The 16,422-nt window shown below is 28.2% G+C and carries 19 protein-coding genes; 8 read left to right on the top strand and 11 right to left on the bottom strand.

What is annotated here, in order from left to right; translation table 11 throughout:
* Window positions 1-27: 27 nt before the first annotated feature.
* From ACKTTQ_RS07540 to ACKTTQ_RS07515, 6 genes are all read right to left on the bottom strand, one after another.
* Window positions 28-816 carry a hypothetical protein gene (locus ACKTTQ_RS07540; protein WP_408048816.1) on the bottom strand — a complete coding sequence of 263 codons (789 nt, stop codon included), beginning with the start codon at window positions 814-816 and terminating at the stop codon, window positions 28-30.
* Window positions 817-849: 33 nt separating this feature from the next.
* Window positions 850-1,368: a GNAT family N-acetyltransferase gene (locus ACKTTQ_RS07535; RefSeq protein ID WP_408048815.1), complete on the bottom strand. Its 519-nt coding sequence runs from the start codon at window positions 1,366-1,368 to the stop codon at window positions 850-852.
* An 87-nt stretch (window positions 1,369-1,455) separates the two neighbouring features.
* The gene (locus ACKTTQ_RS07530) at window positions 1,456-1,866 is read right to left on the bottom strand and encodes a DUF6557 family protein (RefSeq protein WP_408048814.1); all 411 of its coding nucleotides are present in this window, start codon (window positions 1,864-1,866) and stop codon (window positions 1,456-1,458) included.
* A gap of 73 nt (window positions 1,867-1,939) precedes the next feature.
* A complete protein-coding gene (locus tag ACKTTQ_RS07525) occupies window positions 1,940-3,334 on the bottom strand; it encodes a pyridoxal phosphate-dependent decarboxylase family protein (RefSeq protein WP_299134506.1) in 1,395 nt (464 codons plus the stop codon).
* 125 nt (window positions 3,335-3,459) lie between these two features.
* The gene (locus tag ACKTTQ_RS07520) at window positions 3,460-3,825 is read right to left on the bottom strand and encodes a cupin domain-containing protein (RefSeq protein WP_113785929.1); all 366 of its coding nucleotides are present in this window, start codon (window positions 3,823-3,825) and stop codon (window positions 3,460-3,462) included.
* Window positions 3,826-3,835: 10 nt separating this feature from the next.
* On the bottom strand, window positions 3,836-4,789 hold the full coding sequence (locus tag ACKTTQ_RS07515) for a bifunctional helix-turn-helix transcriptional regulator/GNAT family N-acetyltransferase (protein ID WP_408048813.1): 954 nt from the start codon (window positions 4,787-4,789) through the stop codon (window positions 3,836-3,838).
* 150 nt (window positions 4,790-4,939) lie between these two features.
* On the opposite strand from ACKTTQ_RS07515, the gene ACKTTQ_RS07510 reads away from it, so the two are divergent.
* The 5 genes from ACKTTQ_RS07510 to ACKTTQ_RS07490 all read left to right on the top strand — a co-directional run bounded on the left by ACKTTQ_RS07510 (window position 4,940) and on the right by ACKTTQ_RS07490 (window position 7,632).
* The gene (locus ACKTTQ_RS07510; protein ID WP_093871472.1) at window positions 4,940-5,290 is read left to right on the top strand and encodes a DoxX family protein; all 351 of its coding nucleotides are present in this window, start codon (window positions 4,940-4,942) and stop codon (window positions 5,288-5,290) included.
* Between the two features lies 1 nt (window position 5,291).
* Complete coding sequence (locus tag ACKTTQ_RS07505; protein WP_093871471.1) at window positions 5,292-5,696, top strand: OsmC family protein; 405 nt, start codon at window positions 5,292-5,294, stop codon at window positions 5,694-5,696.
* A gap of 3 nt (window positions 5,697-5,699) precedes the next feature.
* A complete protein-coding gene (locus ACKTTQ_RS07500; RefSeq protein ID WP_408048812.1) occupies window positions 5,700-6,230 on the top strand; it encodes an NADPH-dependent FMN reductase in 531 nt (176 codons plus the stop codon).
* 87 nt (window positions 6,231-6,317) lie between these two features.
* Entirely contained in the window at window positions 6,318-6,755 is a 438-nt protein-coding gene (locus ACKTTQ_RS07495; RefSeq protein ID WP_093871469.1) for a MarR family winged helix-turn-helix transcriptional regulator, read from the top strand.
* Between the two features lie 10 nt (window positions 6,756-6,765).
* Window positions 6,766-7,632: a pirin family protein gene (locus ACKTTQ_RS07490; protein ID WP_093871468.1), complete on the top strand. Its 867-nt coding sequence runs from the start codon at window positions 6,766-6,768 to the stop codon at window positions 7,630-7,632.
* Window positions 7,633-7,714: 82 nt separating this feature from the next.
* Here ACKTTQ_RS07490 and ACKTTQ_RS07485 read toward each other — a convergent pair whose 3' ends face one another.
* The 3 genes from ACKTTQ_RS07485 to argS all read right to left on the bottom strand — a co-directional run bounded on the left by ACKTTQ_RS07485 (window position 7,715) and on the right by argS (window position 12,739).
* On the bottom strand, window positions 7,715-9,163 hold the full coding sequence (locus ACKTTQ_RS07485) for a lipid A-modifier LpxR family protein (RefSeq protein ID WP_299134486.1): 1,449 nt from the start codon (window positions 9,161-9,163) through the stop codon (window positions 7,715-7,717).
* 137 nt (window positions 9,164-9,300) lie between these two features.
* Window positions 9,301-10,689, bottom strand: a complete 1,389-nt coding sequence (gene lpdA, locus ACKTTQ_RS07480; RefSeq protein ID WP_093871465.1) for a dihydrolipoyl dehydrogenase — start codon at window positions 10,687-10,689, stop codon at window positions 9,301-9,303.
* Window positions 10,690-10,966: 277 nt separating this feature from the next.
* Entirely contained in the window at window positions 10,967-12,739 is a 1,773-nt protein-coding gene (gene argS, locus ACKTTQ_RS07475) for an arginine--tRNA ligase (RefSeq protein ID WP_408048811.1), read from the bottom strand.
* A 179-nt stretch (window positions 12,740-12,918) separates the two neighbouring features.
* On the opposite strand from argS, the gene ACKTTQ_RS07470 reads away from it, so the two are divergent.
* Together ACKTTQ_RS07470 and ACKTTQ_RS07465 are read left to right on the top strand one after the other, a co-directional pair.
* The gene (locus ACKTTQ_RS07470) at window positions 12,919-13,464 is read left to right on the top strand and encodes a YkgJ family cysteine cluster protein (protein WP_093871463.1); all 546 of its coding nucleotides are present in this window, start codon (window positions 12,919-12,921) and stop codon (window positions 13,462-13,464) included.
* Between the two features lie 358 nt (window positions 13,465-13,822).
* The gene (locus ACKTTQ_RS07465; RefSeq protein ID WP_408048810.1) at window positions 13,823-14,650 is read left to right on the top strand and encodes a sterol desaturase family protein; all 828 of its coding nucleotides are present in this window, start codon (window positions 13,823-13,825) and stop codon (window positions 14,648-14,650) included.
* Between the two features lie 53 nt (window positions 14,651-14,703).
* Here ACKTTQ_RS07465 and ACKTTQ_RS07460 read toward each other — a convergent pair whose 3' ends face one another.
* On the bottom strand, window positions 14,704-14,934 hold the full coding sequence (locus tag ACKTTQ_RS07460) for a hypothetical protein (protein WP_113785919.1): 231 nt from the start codon (window positions 14,932-14,934) through the stop codon (window positions 14,704-14,706).
* Window positions 14,935-15,039: 105 nt separating this feature from the next.
* Window positions 15,040-15,615, bottom strand: coding sequence for an adenylosuccinate lyase (locus ACKTTQ_RS07455; RefSeq protein ID WP_408048809.1), 576 nt, complete (start codon window positions 15,613-15,615; stop codon window positions 15,040-15,042).
* Between the two features lie 45 nt (window positions 15,616-15,660).
* Here ACKTTQ_RS07455 and ACKTTQ_RS07450 point away from each other — a divergent pair, with 45 nt between their 5' ends.
* Window positions 15,661-16,365: a toxin-antitoxin system YwqK family antitoxin gene (locus ACKTTQ_RS07450; protein ID WP_408048808.1), complete on the top strand. Its 705-nt coding sequence runs from the start codon at window positions 15,661-15,663 to the stop codon at window positions 16,363-16,365.
* The last annotated feature ends 57 nt before the right edge of the window (window positions 16,366-16,422 follow it).

The raw sequence follows: 16,422 nt of genomic DNA, 5'->3' as shown, positions 1-16,422 counted from the left end.
TAGAAAAAAGGTAGTTCTGAAACAAAACTACCTTTTTTGTTTTTTGGAAACAATAAGAAAATCAAACCCATATGCATGATGTAATAAAGGTTCTTTATAAACAGCATTTTCTAATTTATTGAACTCAAAATCTGGTTTGTTTTCTAGCTTGTTATTTTCGCTATTGTTTTTATTAATTGAAGTTTGGTGTGTAGATAATCCCTGTCCATTTTGTAAATGCCCAATTACAATTTCAAATTTATCAGTTTTATATGTTCTAGTTGAACTTATATAATAAGAAGTTAAGTCATCAGAATATTGCATACTTCTTTTAAATTCTTTGAATCTATTTAAGTTTATTAGTTGTTTTTTATTTTGATAGATTAAAAAATTCTTTTGAGTTTTCTTAGTATGAATAATTTCTAAAATTTCACATTTTTTTTGAAAATTACAAAAAGAAATATATTCAGGTTCAAAAAAAGTTAAATTTTTAAATTTGCTTTTTATAGTTTGAATTCCCTTTTTGTAAGAAATTTTAAGTCCTTTAAGGTATTCGTCTTTTCTTATTTCTGATACATCTAGAGCTTCTTTAGATATTAATTTTCCATTTAAATCATAAATTCCGATAAAAGACTTTAAAGACCACGAGGTTTTAGGAAATACAAAATCATCAGTATTCTTCTTGTCTATGTATCCTCCTCTATAAATATAAACATCAAAAGTTATTATTTTTGAATTACTTATACCGATAGGAAATATTTTAAATTGAGTTGTAGATAGGCACGCGAATGATACAGAGGCGTATAATGAAAAGTAGAGTAGTAGTGTGAATTTCATTTTTAATCTTCAGTAGTTTTTTTAAATAGCTAATTATGCTTTTTTTATATCTAATTTCATTATAATGTCAGTTTGTTTGTCATTACCAAGCATAAAAACATGCTTATCAAAAGCAATAAAATTATTTTTTTCATAAAAGCGGATGGCCTTATGGTTTTGTTCCCAAACTCCTAACCAAATGTATTCCATGTTTTTTTTTATAGCCAACTCAATGGTTTTCTCATAAAGGGCTTGCCCAATTCTTTTTCTATGAAATTCTTTTAACACATAGATACGTTCAATTTCAAGAGTATTTTCTTCTTTTATTTCTGTTTGAGCTTCCCCGAAATTAATTTTTAAATATCCTACTATTTTTTTGTTAAGCGTAGCAAAATAAAACTCAACATTAGGATTTATTAAATCAGTTGTAATTTTTTCAGTAGAAAATTCATTTTCCAAATATTTAGCCATATTTTCATAGCTGTTTTTAGAAGAATAAGTTTCAATAAAAGTCAATTTACTTATTTCTTTTAAGCTTTCAATATCTTGAATCGTAACTTTTTTTATTTTCATTAATTTATTTTATAATTACTTTAAAATAAAATGAGATTATACTTTTTTAATTGCCATTAAACCAAATATAATCATTTTGTTTGGTAATTAATTTTCAATCTTTTTTAGATTGGATTCAATTTCATTTCTACTAAAACCAGAAAAAGTCATTTCATACAATGAGTGTGCAATTATTTCAGCATTTGTAAAGTTTTTTAAACTAATTGGGTGAATTTTCATGGCAAGCCATTTTTTCCAGTTTATAGCTGAAATATTATATGAATTACCTAACTCATTAATTTCACCAATTCCAGAAATTCGAATATAAAAATCTTCGCCTTCAATTTCTACTTTCTGTATAAAAAGAATAAATTCATTTTCTACAATAGGAAGATTATTTAATTCTATAAATACTTTTTTAAAATCTGGAAGTGAATTTTTCAATTCAGGATAATATTTTATTAACTCAAGTTGAATATCTTTCCAGTTACAATTGTTTATTATGTTTTTTAAAATCAAATTTTTAATAATTATGAGGTATAGTTAATTAATAACTTAAAAGGTGTTCTATTCAAATTAAATAAAAAAGTATTTATTTTTTTGATATTTCTAGTGCTTTTTCAAATGATTTGACAGCTTTTGTAATATCACTTTCTGTTGTTGCCCAAGAGCAAATACTAACTCTCATTACTTTTTTTTCAAACCATATTGAACCTCCTAACCAACATTCTCTTAACTGTTGAATATTAAGTAAAACATTCTCTGTAATTTTATCTGAATCACATCTTACAATTACTTGATTAAAAACAATTTCATTTTCAACATAAAAGCCAGTTATTTTTTCTATTTCATTGGCAAACTGTTTAGCTCTTTGGTTCATTGTTAAAATCATTTCATCGATTCCTTTTTTTCCTAGATATTTCATTATTGACCATAACTCTATTATTCTTGCTCTACGAGACATTTCAGGAGTATAAAACATCCCATCCCTTTCCGAGCTTTCTACAATATAACTACCAGACATATGAAGTGCAGAAGTCATAGCTTCTTGATCTGCACATAGTATAATTCCACAATCATACGGAGTATTTAATGTTTTATGACCATCTACAGCCCAAGAGGAAGCATTTTCAAGCCCTTTAGTTAAATATTTTAATTCATTTACTGCTTCGGCCCATAATCCGAAGGCTCCATCAATATGTACCCAAGTATTGGCTTTTTTAGCTTTTTCACAAATAATTTCAAAATTATCGAAAGCTCCACTGTTTACATTACCAGCCTGTAATACCAAAATAGTGTTTGCATCCAATTCAGGAATTTCTTCGGGTATAATTCTCCCTTGTTTATCTACATCTACCCATTCTATATTTTCTTTGCCTAAGCCTAAAATACCTACAGCTTTTAAAACTGTTGAATGTGCTTGTTTACTTGTAACAATTCTTATTTTGGGTGAATTTCTAAGCCCTTTTTCATTGATATTCCAATTGTTTCTTTCCAAAATTCGATATCTAGCAGCAGCTAAACCACATAAGTTTGCTGTTGATGTTCCACTAACAAATCCTGCTGAGGTTTTTTTTGGTAAATTAAATAAATTTACAAGCCATTTTTCTACAACAGATTCTAATTTACTACCAATGGGAGAAAGAACATTCATTGCTGGTGCTTGATCCCAGTATGTGCCTAGATTTTTTGCAGCTAATCCTACCGGAACAGCACTCCCAGCTACAAAACCAAAATACCTACCGCCTAATGTTGCAGTAGTAGCTGGGTTACCATATGTATTTAATTGCTCAATAACTTTTGTAGCTTTTGTTGAATTTTCAGGAAGTTCTTCATTAAAAACAGACAAATTATCTAGTGCTTCTTCTGAAGGATAAACGTTCCTATTAAAAATAGAATTTAAATATTCATACGAATATTGTTGTACTTGGTTAAATATTTCTTTGCTTCTAATTTCTTGAAACATTTTATTTTGAATTTCACTCATTTTTTCTAATTAGTATTAACAATTTATTACCTATTCACTAGATTGTTTTAATCATAGTGATTGAATTTTATCTAATAAAGATTTAGATGTATCGATTGAAGTTTTAATGCTTACTATAATAAATACTAATATTTTTGGTCATCAATAGATTTTGTAATTGTAGATTCTACATCGCCAGTATGTTTTGCAGATTTAGTTTCAATAAGCATGATTAAACAATCTTCAGATGAAGAAACTCTATGGTTTATACCTTTTGGTACAACAAATAAATCGCCAGTATTCATTATAAAATTAGGTTTATTTTCTATTTCCATTAAAAGAGAACCTTCAATAATATAAAATAACTCATCTTCTTTATCATGATTGTGCCAAGGAATTTCTTGACCTTTAATTTTTGCTATTTTAACGTATTCATCATTAACTTCAGAAATTATTTTAGGGGAAAAATAGTTTTGTAATTTATTAGCCTCTTTATTTAATTCTATTTTCATAATTTAAAAGTTAGTTTAGGTTTAATTTCATTTTAATATCACTTCGTTCATATGGAGAGTCTTCTTCAACAGGAATTTCAATGAAGTTATATTTCCTATAAATATAAATAGCGTTTTCAAGTTTTCTATTAGAGTATAATATTAAGCTCTTAAAGTTATTTTTAGTAGCAAAGTCAATGCAATGTTGCATTAATAGTTGACCAATTTTATGGCCTCTGTAATTTGGTGACACTGCCATTTTTGTTAACTCATAAGTACCATCTTTTGGCATTAGAGCAACGGTTCCAACAATTTCAGCGCCTAATTTTGCAAAGAAAATATGTCCTCTTTTATTAATAATATATTTTTCAGGATTACTTAATACTTCTTCATCAAAAGCTTCTACATAAAAGAAGGATTTTAACCATTCAATATTTAAGTTGTAGAAAGAAGTTGAGTACTCATTTTTAAAATCTACAATTTCAATTGTTTTTGTTGTTGTATTCATTTTTACATGTTCAATTATCGCTTGACTAAAATCTTTTTGATTAAATTTTTCTTCTAAAATATTTAGATGCTCAATTAATGAATTTGATTGTATAGCGGTGTATTCTTTAATAATATGTTCAATACTTTCCCAAAGTGGAGTTATCTTTTGTATTAGTTCAATTCCTTTTTTTGATAGGAAAATAATTTTCTTTCTCTTATCATGTTTATCTTCTTTTAGTATTATAAGTTGTTTTTTTATCAGTTTGTTAAGAGTTTGAGTAGTTGCGGGTTGTGATGTTTTTAAACTAGCATTAATCTCAGTATTCGTAACACCATTTTTATTTTTAATGATTTTGAAAACAGGAAATAAATAGGGGTCGAAATCTATATTAAATTCGTTATATACTAGTTGAGTTTCTCGCATCATATAGTCACTAACCCTTTTAAGTCGTGAGCCCATGCCAATTTCTCCTATACCTTTTAATGCGTCTATCATATTTTAAATAAGTATTTATATAAGTACTTATGCAAATATATAAATTTTTAATATCAAATTAATTTATATTAGTATAAATAATATTTTCCATAAAATTATATACCATGGAGAATAAAATGTATATTTGCATTGAATTTAAAATATAACACAATGAATAAGAATAAAATTATTTTTTACGTATCAACAGGTTTATTGACTTTGTTAATGTTGTTTTCAGCAGGAATGTATTTTTTTAATCATGCAGAAGTTGCAGGAATGTTCACAGGATTTGGATATCCAACTTATATAATATATCCATACGCAATTGCAAAAATTTTAGGTTTAATTGCCATTTGGTTTTTTAAAGGAAAGTTTTTCAGAGAATGGGCGTATGCAGGATTCTTTTTTGCTTTTATTTTGGCGTTTTTTGCGCATGTAATGATTTCAGATGGTGGGCAATTTGCAGCTTTAGTGGCATTAATTTTATTGGTTGTTTCTTATATCTTTGATAAGAAAGCATAATATGGCAACAACAGTTTCTAAAGTAACATTGAGTAATCGTGATTATTTAGCTGAGTCTAAAATGAGAAATCACTTTGTAGTTATAGATGAACCAACTAATAAAGGAGGTGATGATAACGGTCCTACACCAGTTGAGTATTTATTAACAGCAATAGGTGGATGTGTATCAATAACACTTAGGATGTATGCAAAACACAAAGGGTGGGATTTAGGTAAAATAACAGTTAATGTTTATCAAAAGGAAAAATTAACTTCTGAAGGTGTACAAAAAATATTAGAAGAAGAAATTTCTTTTGAAAAAGAAGTAACTGATAAACAAAGAAAAAGATTATTGGAAATAGCTGGTAAATGTCCAGTAGCAAAAATGGTAAAGGGTGAAACACCTATAATTTCAAAAATTAAATAAAAAATGAAAAAAGTAGTGGTATTTGCAGGTAGTAATAGTGTTAATTCAATTAATAAACAATTAGCAGAGTATGCAAGTGGTTTGTTAGATAATGTTGAAGTATCAGTTTTAGATTTAAATGATTTTACACTTCCAGTTTACGGAATTGATGAAGAAACAAATAATGGTATTCCAAAAAATGCAAGTAAGTTCTTAGATGAAATTCATAGTGCTGATGGTATTATACTTTCTTTAGCAGAGCATAATGGTAATTTTTCAGCAGTTTTTAAAAATACATACGATTGGATGTCAAGAATTCAGCAAAAATTGTGGAATAATATTCCAATGCTTTTAATGGCAACTTCACCTGGGGCTAGAGGAGGAAGTTCAGTTCTATCTATAGCAAAAGCTGGTTTTCCTTATATGGGAGGAAGAATTGTAGCAGATTTTTCTTTACCCTCTTTTTCTGAAAATTTTAAAGACGGTGGTTTAATTAATGAAGAGTATAATGACCAACTAAAAGAATTGGTTAATAAGTTAAAAACTTCATTATAATTTGAGTTTACATATTATGAATTGTAAATATATTCCTTGGTAATTATTTAAGGTTTTTATAATTTTGTAAGAGAAAAAATAAAAGAAATGGGAGATATTTCAAAAGACATTAAATCAACGTTTCCAAATGATAAAGTAAAAGCTTTTATTAATATTAAATATACTGCAAATTGGTTGACGAGTAAGGAGAATGAATTTTTTAAACCTTATGGTATTTCACCACAGCAATATAATATTCTTAGAATTTTACGAGGAGCAGGTAAGCCAGTAAAAGTACAATTAATAAAAGATAGAATGATTGAACGTGCACCCAATGCAACACGTTTAATGGATAAATTATGTGATAAAAAGTTTATAGAAAGATATAGATGCAATACAGATAGAAGAGTAGTGTTTATAAAAATTTCTGAAAGTGGTTTAACATTACTATCTGATATTGGTAATACCATTGAATTTGATTTTTTTGAAAATTTAACTGAAGAAGAAGCTGTACAGTTAAGTGATTTATTAGATAAATTAAGATAAAAATAATAAAATGGATTTAAAAATAGTTCATAAAATAAGTGAGAGTCCTATAGTAAATATGGGGAATATTAGGTTACGACAACCTTTGCCAGTTGAAGGTATAGAAATGGTTGATCCTTTTTTATTACTTCATCATTATGGGCCTTATGCTATTAGTCCTTTTAATAATCCTTTTGATGTAGGTGCACATCCTCATAGAGGTTTTGAACCAATAACTTTATTGTTTAAAGGAGAACAGTTGCATAGAGATTCTTTAGGTAACGAAGTGATTGTAGAAGCAGGTGATGTTCAATGGGTAACAGCAGGTAGAGGAATTGTACATTCTGAAGGACCTACAAAAGAATTTATTGAAAAAACCGGAGATTTAGAAGGAATCCAATTGTGGCTTAATCTTCCTGCTAATAAAAAAATGATTCCTGCTAACTATCAGCATATTAAAGCATCACAGATACCTATTGTTGAAAATATTGATAAAAGTATTTTATTAAAAGTAATTGCTGGAGGACAGAAGAATAAACAAGGGTTAATAAAAACGCAAACTTCAGTAAATGTATTCACTATTGAAGCTAAAAATAACGGAGAAATTGAGTTTGATGTTCCTGAAGGTCATAAAGCACTTGTGTATTTATTACAAGGTAAAGCTATTATAAATAAAGAAACGACTTTATTGAAAGGTGAAAACCAAATGATAACTTTTAAAGAAGAAGGAAGTAGGATTGAGTTAGAAGCTGAAAAAGGAAGTGTATTGTTGTTTCTTTCTGGTGAACCAATTAAAGAGAAAGTTACATCTTGGGGGCCCTATGTAATGAATTCACAAACTGAAATAATGGAAGCTTTAAGAGATTATAAACAAGGTAAAATGGGTTTTCTATATTAAAATAATATAAGTAAGTTGAAAAGTCAAGCGATAAGCCTAAAGTTAGACTTGTCGCTTTATTACATTTTTGATATATATTTTGTTATATCTTAAAAATTAAGCCTATTTTACCAACATGATTCCAACTACTGTTATTCTTAGGTAAATTATTTTTTGGAATATTTTTTATGAAATATTCAGGACTCATGATATTGAAACTATAAATGAAACCGAAATATTTAAAATCTAAACCTATAGATAATTCTGTTATACTTAAGAATCTATTTATTTCATTACTTTTTAGAAAATGAATATCTATAGGTGAAGAAGGGTCTTCATCAGGAGTTCTTTTGAAGATACCATAACCTTCTAACATTGAGTTATGAACTATATATCTTAACTCAGATTTTAAATTTACTATACAATTTAAATTGTTGTTTTTTAAAAGAGGAATATTTATTCCTCCTCTAGTTTTGAAATTTTTATTTGAAAAGTTGATACCCAAACCTATAGATGTAAATTGAGTTCCAATTTTGAAATCGCTAAATACTGAAGTAAATGGGATATATCGTTTCCTTTCATTAAATAGTAGATATTCAAGATTAAAGTTATAGTTAATACCTATTCTTCCTCCGGATGCAATTTGACTTTTCCAACCATATGGCTTTCTAGTACCTATTGTTAAATCTCTATGAATTGCAGACTGTACATTATTAGGTTTTAATGAACCGATTGTACCAAGTTTCCATTCAATACTATATTTAAATTTACCAGTACGAAAAACACCATGCCTACTCCATCCAAAATAAATAAAAGAAGCAAAAGGTCTATCATAAGGATTAAATGATTCTTCTGTTTTGAGTAGAGGTGAGTCTAAATCAGGAGTGTAAGCTTCACCTCCAACAAAAACAGTTTGATAAGTATACCAACTTTTAGAAGTTAAATTATACCAATCATCATTCCTGTCAGCAAATAAACGAAGTTTAAATTTATCAGTACCAATTTCAAATCTAGAAGCTCCTGTTAAATCCCTATCATTGTTATAAATTGCTAAAACATCATTAGTGTGATCAAAATATATAAATTTTACCCATTTTTCTTTTGAATCCCTATGTTGATATGAGGTGAATTCATATGAAATTATATTATGCATTCTTTTATTTAAAATGGAAAGTATTTTTTTCATTTCACTAATAGATCTATCATATCCATTATTAGAATCATTTTGGATCATTTCAAATTGACGATTTCTAATGTGGTTTTCTAATGAAGTTATTCTAGAACTATATATGTGTTGAATCCAAGTGATTGTTTCTGTATGAATTATACAATCTAAGTTAGTTTCAATACTTTTTAAATCAAATTTATTATTAAGTATTTTAGGTAAAGTAACAAGCTTTATATAATCAATTATAGAGGAGTCTTTTCGCATGTCCATTTTGTAAACTACCTCGTCTAGATTAGATACTATTTTACATTTTTCTATATCTACTTGCGAAAAAATATTTAAGCTATTTAATAAAAAAAAGATAAAAGTGAAGAAAGTTTTCATTGTAAGTCTGAGTTAGTTACAGACCGAAATTTACAAGTTTATGTTTATAATTCAAATACCTACTAATGAGTATTTTTTTACACAAAAAACCGAAGTGAAAAACTTCGGTTTTTAATAAAATATATATAAAGTATGTTTTACAAATGAATTACTTCATCATAAGCATCAGCAACAGCTTCCATTACCGCTTCACTCATAGTAGGGTGAGGGTGAATAGCTTTTAAAACTTCATGTCCTGTAGTTTCTAATTTACGACCTAAAACTGCTTCTGCAATCATATCTGTAACACCAGCTCCAATCATATGGCAACCTAACCATTCACCATATTTAGCATCGAAAATTACTTTAACAAAACCATCTGGAGTTCCAGCTGCTTTTGCTTTTCCTGATGCAGAGAATGGGAATTTACCAACTTTTAATTCATAACCAGCTTCTTTTGCCTTGGCCTCAGTTAATCCAACTGAAGCAATTTCTGGAGTAGCATAGGTACAACCAGGAATGTTTCCATAGTCAATAGCTTCTGTATGTAAACCTGCTAATTTTTCAACACAAGTAATTCCTTCAGCAGAAGCAACGTGAGCAAGTGCAGGCCCAGGAGTTACATCACCAATTGCGTAGTATCCAGGGATATTAGTTTGATACCAATCGTTTACTAAAATTTTATCTCTATCAGTAATAATTCCAACATCTTCTAAACCAATGTTTTCGATGTTAGTTTTAATACCAACAGCGGATAATACGATGTCAGCTTCTAAAATTTGTTCTCCTTTTTTAGTTTTAACTGTTGCTTTTACTCCTTCTCCAGAAGTATCTACAGATTCAACAGAAGAACTTGTCATTATTTTAATACCTGATTTCTTAAAAGAACGTTCCATTTGTTTAGAAACATCTTTATCTTCAACAGGAACAATAGTTGGCATAAATTCAACGATAGTTACCTCAGTTCCCATAGAATTATAGAAGTGTGCAAACTCAACACCAATAGCACCAGAACCTACAACAATCATAGACTTTGGTTGTTTTGGCAAACTCATAGCTTCACGGTAACCAATTACTTTTTTACCATCTTGAGGTAAGTTTGGTAACACTCTTGAACGAGCACCTGTAGCTATAATAATAGTATCAGCACTATATTCAGTAACAGTTCCATCTTCAGCAGTAACATCTACTTTTTTACCAGTTTTTACTTTACCAAAACCATCAATGATGTCAATTTTATTTTTCTTCATTAAGAACTGAACTCCTTTGCTCATTCCTTCAGCAACACCACGACTACGTTTAATTACAGCTTCAAAGTCTTTATCAATAGCTTCAGCTTTTAATCCATACTCGTCAACATGTTTTAAATAATCATATACTTGAGCAGATTTTAATAAAGCTTTTGTAGGAATACATCCCCAGTTTAAACAAATTCCACCTAAGTTTTCTTTTTCTATTACAGCAGTTTTAAACCCTAATTGAGATGCTCTAATAGCTGTTACATAACCTCCAGGACCACTTCCGATTATTAATACGTCGTATTTCATGTCGTTTATTTTACTTGTTGTTTGTTATATTATTATTCTACGGTTTCAATGATTTTACTAATAAAAATCACAAATAAATTGTTTTGGGCGTTTTAACGGGCTTTCCTCTATATCTTTTTAAAACGTGTCATTACGAAGTTTACTTTTTTGTAAACTGTGGTAATCTCTTAATCCTATGAGATTACTTCGTCCCTTGTCCTCGTAAAGACGCTTACTTTATAATGTTTTAAAAAGGATGCCGCTCTAATCCCTAACGCAGGAATACCTGCTAACTTTTCTACATTCTTTCAGGAACCTGAATTCCTAATAAATTAAATGCAGATTTTATAGTATCAGCAACTTTTTTAGCTAGCTGAACTCTAAATGTTTTTTTATCTTGATCTTCTTCTCCTAAAATATGTACGTTTTGGTAGAAAGAATTAAACTCTTTAACCAATTCGTAGGTGTAATTTGCAATAACTGCTGGTGAATAATTATTAGCAGCTTGCTGAATTATTTCAGGATATAATTCTAATTGCTTAATTAATTCTTTTTCTTTATCGTGTAATTCAATAGCTACAGGTTGAGAATAATCAAAAGTTGCTTTTCTTATAATTGATTGAATTCTAGCATAGGTGTATTGAATAAAAGGCCCTGTATTTCCTTGAAAATCTACCGAAGATTTTGGATCAAATAAAATTCTCTTTTTAGGATCTACTTTTAATATAAAATATTTTAAAGCTCCTAATCCAATAATTTTATACAATTCTTCTTTCTCTTCATTAGAATATCCTTCTAATTTCCCTAATTCTTGAGAAATAGTACGCGCTGTATCAGTCATTTCATCCATTAAATCATCTGCATCTACTACTGTACCTTCACGAGATTTCATTTTTCCAGAAGGTAAATCAACCATTCCGTAACTTAAATGATGCAGTTGACTAGCCCAAGAATACCCTAACTTTTTAAGAATTAAGAATAATACTTTAAAGTGATAATCTTGTTCATTACCAACTGTATATACCATTCCACCAACATCAGGCATGTCTTTAGAACGTTGAATGGCAGTACCAATATCTTGCGTCATATAAACAGCAGTTCCATCTGAACGTAATACTAGTTTTTCATCTAAACCTTCATCAGTTAAATTACACCAAACAGAACCATCTTCCTTTTTAAAAAAAACATTCGTTTTTAACCCCTCTTCAATAACATCTTTACCTAATAAGTAAGTATTACTCTCGTAGTATAATTTATCGAAATCTACACCTATATTTTTATAAGTAACATCGAAACCTTTATACACCCATCCATTCATAGTTTCCCATAAAGCAACAACTTTTTCATCACCAGATTCCCATTTACGAAGCATTTCTTGAGCTTCGATAAATAACGGAGCTTGCTTTTTTGCATCATCTTCAGAAATACCAGAAGCAATTAACGCAGCAATCTCTTTTTTATATTCTTGGTCAAACTTCACATAATAATTACCTACTAATTTATCACCTTTTAAACCTGTTGAGTTAGGAGTTTCTCCGTTACCGAATTTTTCCCAAGCCAACATAGACTTACAAATATGAATACCACGGTCGTTAATAATCTGAGTTTTGTAAACTTTTTTTCCAGATGCTTTTAATATTGCAGCAACCGAATATCCAAGTAACACATTTCTAACATGCCCTAAATGTAAAGGTTTGTTGGTGTTAGGAGATGAATATTCAACCATACGGGCATCAATCTTGTTTTCATTTACAAAGCCATATGAAGTGTTAGTTGAAATTTGGTTAAAGAAGTTTACATAAAAAGAATCGTCAATTACTAAATTTAAAAAACCTTTAACTACATTATAATTAGTTATTTCTTCTATGTTTTCTACTAAGTACTTACCTAAATCTTCACCAATTTGAACTGGATTTCCTTTTTTGTACCGCAGTAAAGGGAACACAACAACAGTGATGTCTCCTTCAAAATCTTTACGAGTTGCTTGAAATTCAACACTTGGAATTTCAATATTATACAAGGCTAAAAATCCTTCTTTTACTTTAGTTTCTATTAAGGTTTGAATACTCATTATTTATTAAAAATTGATGTGCAAAATTACATAATTTATTTGGATGATATTTAAAGTGATTCTAACAATTTATATAGGTATTTTTGCAATGATTTAAAATGCTAAAAAGGCGTCTAGTTTTCTTTTAGATTTTAAGAAAATAATTAATAGAATTATAGTTATATTTAAACTGTTGAATGATGGATAAAGATTTAGAAAATTTAGAGAAATTAGCAAAAGACGCTTTAGAAGAGAATAAAAAATATTTTCAACTTTTAAAAAAGAGAACGCCAAAACGTTTAGACTTAATAGTTAGAGAAATTCATGATGAAGAGTTTGAAAAAACCGATTGTTTAGACTGTGGTAATTGTTGCAAAACAACATCTCCAATTTTTACTGATAAAGATATTGAACGAGTAGCAAAACATTTAAAAATGAAAGTTCATAACTTTGTTGATCAATATTTAGAAAGAGATTCAGACGATTTTATGGTGTTGAAATCTGCACCCTGTACTTTTTTAGATGAACGAGATAATTCTTGTTATATTTATGATGTTCGGCCAAAGGCATGCGCTGAATATCCACATACCAATCGTAAAAAGTTTGCTCAAATTTCAGATTTAACAATAAACAATACTGAGATTTGCCCTGCTACTTATAGAATTGTTGAAGAATTAAAAAAGCGCTTACCTTTAAAATCTAATGAAAAAGTTAGAAGATCACCTAGAGCTAAAAAGCAACGATAGAATTTTTAGTGTAATGAATTGGTGTAAGGGGTGTTATTTTTAATTTTAAGAAGCTTGAATATAACTTAGTAAAAAATAAAAAGACAGATATTTAGAAAAATATTTTTCAACTTTAAGTAAGTCAGGGCGAGAATTATGTAGCTTTATAAAATTAGGGTTATCAAATAAAAAAATATCTACTCTTAGAAATGTATTACTTGAAGCGGTTAGTTAGGTCAAGTAGATTTCGATTAGGAAAAAAAATTAAACTTTACATCAAAAAGATGAAGTAGAAGTTTTTTTACAAAAATTGTAGATTATTAAAAAAGAAAAGACTAACTCAAAACTTTTTTTTATTTTTAAGGAAAACTAGTACATATTGGAAACCCTTATAAATTATTTTGAAACAATTCCTTCAGCTCATAGAAGTTTAATACTTGTTGGAGGAATAACTTTTTTTTGGTTACTCGAAGGCGCCATACCATTATTTAATTTTAAGTACAATAAATGGAAACATTCATTTCCTAATTTGTTTTTTACAGGAACTACTATTGTAATTAATTTTTTGTTGGCTTTTTTATTATTAAAAACGGCTGATTGGGTGCAAGAAAATAACTTTGGACTAATAAATAGTTTACCTAAAATGCCATTATGGCTTTATGTTTTTTTAGGAGTATTTTTCTTAGATTTTTTTGGAGCTTATTTAGCACATTTTGTAGAGCACAAGGTAAAGCCGTTATGGATGGTACATTTAGTGCATCATACAGATCATAAAGTAGACACCACAACAGCAAACAGACATCATCCTATTGAAAGTATAATACGATTCATATTTACTTTATTAGGTGTGTTTTTAGTAGGAGCTCCTATTGCAGTTGTTATGTTGTATCAATCTTGTTCTTTAGTTTTAACTCAATTCAATCATGCAAATATTAAAATACCTAAAAAATTAGATAAGATATTGAGTTATGTTATAGTTTCTCCAGATATGCATAAAGTGCATCATCATAATTTATTGCCTTATACTGATAGTAATTATGGGAATATTTTTTCTATTTGGGATAGAGTATTTGGTACTTACATGGAATTAGACCGCGAAAAAATAGTATACGGTGTTGATACATTTCCAGATGAAGAAATCAACTCTAATTTAAAAGAGTTGTTAAAACAACCTTTTCAAGGGTATAGAAAGCCTACTAATATCTAATTAAAAATAGCCATGTTTTTTACATGGCTATTATAGTTTGATTTCTTTTAAAATTATGGTCTAATATGATCGTTGTAATTAAACTCAAAATAGTCATCATCACTAGCAGCAACTTCTGCAATAGGTGAACAGTTCACTGAAGAAGACGATACATCAGTACCAGAATTAAAACTTGATCCATCAGCTTTAAAGCATAAATAATCATTGGCACCTCCATTGATTACTTTTTTTTTAGCATTATTTAACTCTTGAACACCACTTAAACTTAAAATTTTTTTTAACATAACTTATAATTTAATTATTAATATTGTTATCAATGTAGAATGATTTGATGATATAAAAGTTGAAAAGTTTTCGAAAGAAGTAAATTTGTTTCCGAAATGAATGTTTTATGAATGTTTACTAATTAGTTCTAATATTTTAGTGCCTCTAGCTTTGCAACCTTTACTTTCATGTATTATTTTAGTACTAATTAAGTGTTTTAGTTCGGGGTGAATCCAACTTTTATGTAAGCCGAATAAATAAAGAGTAGTCATTGTATATGCTCTAACAGCTATTTTTTGATCGGTAATAAGCCAGTCAAACCCAGTTTCAACAATTTTATCAATATGATTTTCTGTTAAATTAAATTTGGTATCATTTTCTTTTTTGGAGGTATATGCTGTGGCTAAATGTTCACATATTTTAGCACAAGGTCTTATAGCACTATCAAAATACACTTTTGAAATATTTTCAGTAAATATATCAAGATATAGATGTATGTTATTTATACCATGATGAGTACAAATCCATTCTAATACCCAAGCAGCTTTTATTGAAATTTTATTGCTAGTGTCAAAAGTTAATTCAACTAAGAAATTTACTAACTCAGGTTGTTCTAATACAATATTTGCTGCGTTATTTCGATTAACTCTTGCAGGGTTATCCATATTTTTTAGTACAGTAATTAAAAAATCAATACTCATATTGGTATGGTTTATGTAAATTTGAATCGTAAAAGGAGTAACAAAATGATAAATATAAAAAGGATATTTTCAATCACAATTTTATTAGTAATGTTTTTTACAGTAACGATGAGTGCTCAAAAAACAAATCAATTTAATAATAAAGGTAAAAGAACTGGAGTTTGGAAAAAGTTTTATAAAAACGGAAAAATTAGATATCAAGGTGAGTTTAAAGATGGTAAAGAAATAGGAATTTTTAAATTTTATTCAATTACTTCATCAACTCAACCAACTATTATTAAGGAGTTTTCTTTAGTTAATAATGTAGCTGATGTAAAGTTTTATACTATTACAGGGAAGTTAAAGAGTAAAGGAAAAATGAAAGGAAAAAATAGAGAAGGTACATGGCTTTATTATTTTTCTAATGGAAAAAAAATTATTTCTGAAGAGAATTATGCTAATGGAAAATTGAATGGAGTATTAAAAAACTACTATACTAATGGAAAGCTAACAGAAGAAACATATTATAGTCAAGGGAAAAAACATGGAACTTCTAAAGTTTTTACTGAAGATGGTGTTTTGATAGAAGATGTAAGCTATGAAGAAGGAAAATTACATGGTGAAGGGAAATACTATGATTTGAAAGGAAATATAAAAGAAAAAGGGAACTATAAAAAAGGTAAGAGAGATGGTAAATGGGAATTTTATATGGATGGTGAAGTAGTTACAAAGAAGAAGAAAAATAAGTTATCTGAGTTGAAAAATAAATAAACTTACATATTTAATATTTTTTTAAAGAGCTATTGTATTTATAAATGCAATAGCTCT

This window comes from Tenacibaculum halocynthiae (assembly GCF_964512825.1).
GTDB lineage: Bacteria > Bacteroidota > Bacteroidia > Flavobacteriales > Flavobacteriaceae > Polaribacter > Polaribacter halocynthiae.
This window is presented reverse-complemented; position numbering and strand designations above follow the sequence as displayed.

Coding starts and splice junctions, on each gene's coding strand:
- ACKTTQ_RS07540 (WP_408048816.1), bottom strand. CDS start 816: ATGAAATTCACACTACTACTCTACTTTTCATTATACGCCTCTGTATCA.
- ACKTTQ_RS07535 (WP_408048815.1), bottom strand. CDS start 1,368: ATGAAAATAAAAAAAGTTACGATTCAAGATATTGAAAGCTTAAAAGAA.
- ACKTTQ_RS07525 (WP_299134506.1), bottom strand. CDS start 3,334: ATGAGTGAAATTCAAAATAAAATGTTTCAAGAAATTAGAAGCAAAGAA.
- ACKTTQ_RS07520 (WP_113785929.1), bottom strand. CDS start 3,825: ATGAAAATAGAATTAAATAAAGAGGCTAATAAATTACAAAACTATTTT.
- ACKTTQ_RS07515 (WP_408048813.1), bottom strand. CDS start 4,789: ATGATAGACGCATTAAAAGGTATAGGAGAAATTGGCATGGGCTCACGA.
- ACKTTQ_RS07510 (WP_093871472.1), top strand. CDS start 4,940: ATGAATAAGAATAAAATTATTTTTTACGTATCAACAGGTTTATTGACT.
- ACKTTQ_RS07505 (WP_093871471.1), top strand. CDS start 5,292: ATGGCAACAACAGTTTCTAAAGTAACATTGAGTAATCGTGATTATTTA.
- ACKTTQ_RS07500 (WP_408048812.1), top strand. CDS start 5,700: ATGAAAAAAGTAGTGGTATTTGCAGGTAGTAATAGTGTTAATTCAATT.
- ACKTTQ_RS07495 (WP_093871469.1), top strand. CDS start 6,318: ATGGGAGATATTTCAAAAGACATTAAATCAACGTTTCCAAATGATAAA.
- ACKTTQ_RS07490 (WP_093871468.1), top strand. CDS start 6,766: ATGGATTTAAAAATAGTTCATAAAATAAGTGAGAGTCCTATAGTAAAT.
- ACKTTQ_RS07485 (WP_299134486.1), bottom strand. CDS start 9,163: ATGAAAACTTTCTTCACTTTTATCTTTTTTTTATTAAATAGCTTAAAT.
- lpdA (WP_093871465.1), bottom strand. CDS start 10,689: ATGAAATACGACGTATTAATAATCGGAAGTGGTCCTGGAGGTTATGTA.
- argS (WP_408048811.1), bottom strand. CDS start 12,739: ATGAGTATTCAAACCTTAATAGAAACTAAAGTAAAAGAAGGATTTTTA.
- ACKTTQ_RS07470 (WP_093871463.1), top strand. CDS start 12,919: ATGGATAAAGATTTAGAAAATTTAGAGAAATTAGCAAAAGACGCTTTA.
- ACKTTQ_RS07460 (WP_113785919.1), bottom strand. CDS start 14,934: ATGTTAAAAAAAATTTTAAGTTTAAGTGGTGTTCAAGAGTTAAATAAT.
- ACKTTQ_RS07455 (WP_408048809.1), bottom strand. CDS start 15,615: ATGAGTATTGATTTTTTAATTACTGTACTAAAAAATATGGATAACCCT.
- ACKTTQ_RS07450 (WP_408048808.1), top strand. CDS start 15,661: ATGATAAATATAAAAAGGATATTTTCAATCACAATTTTATTAGTAATG.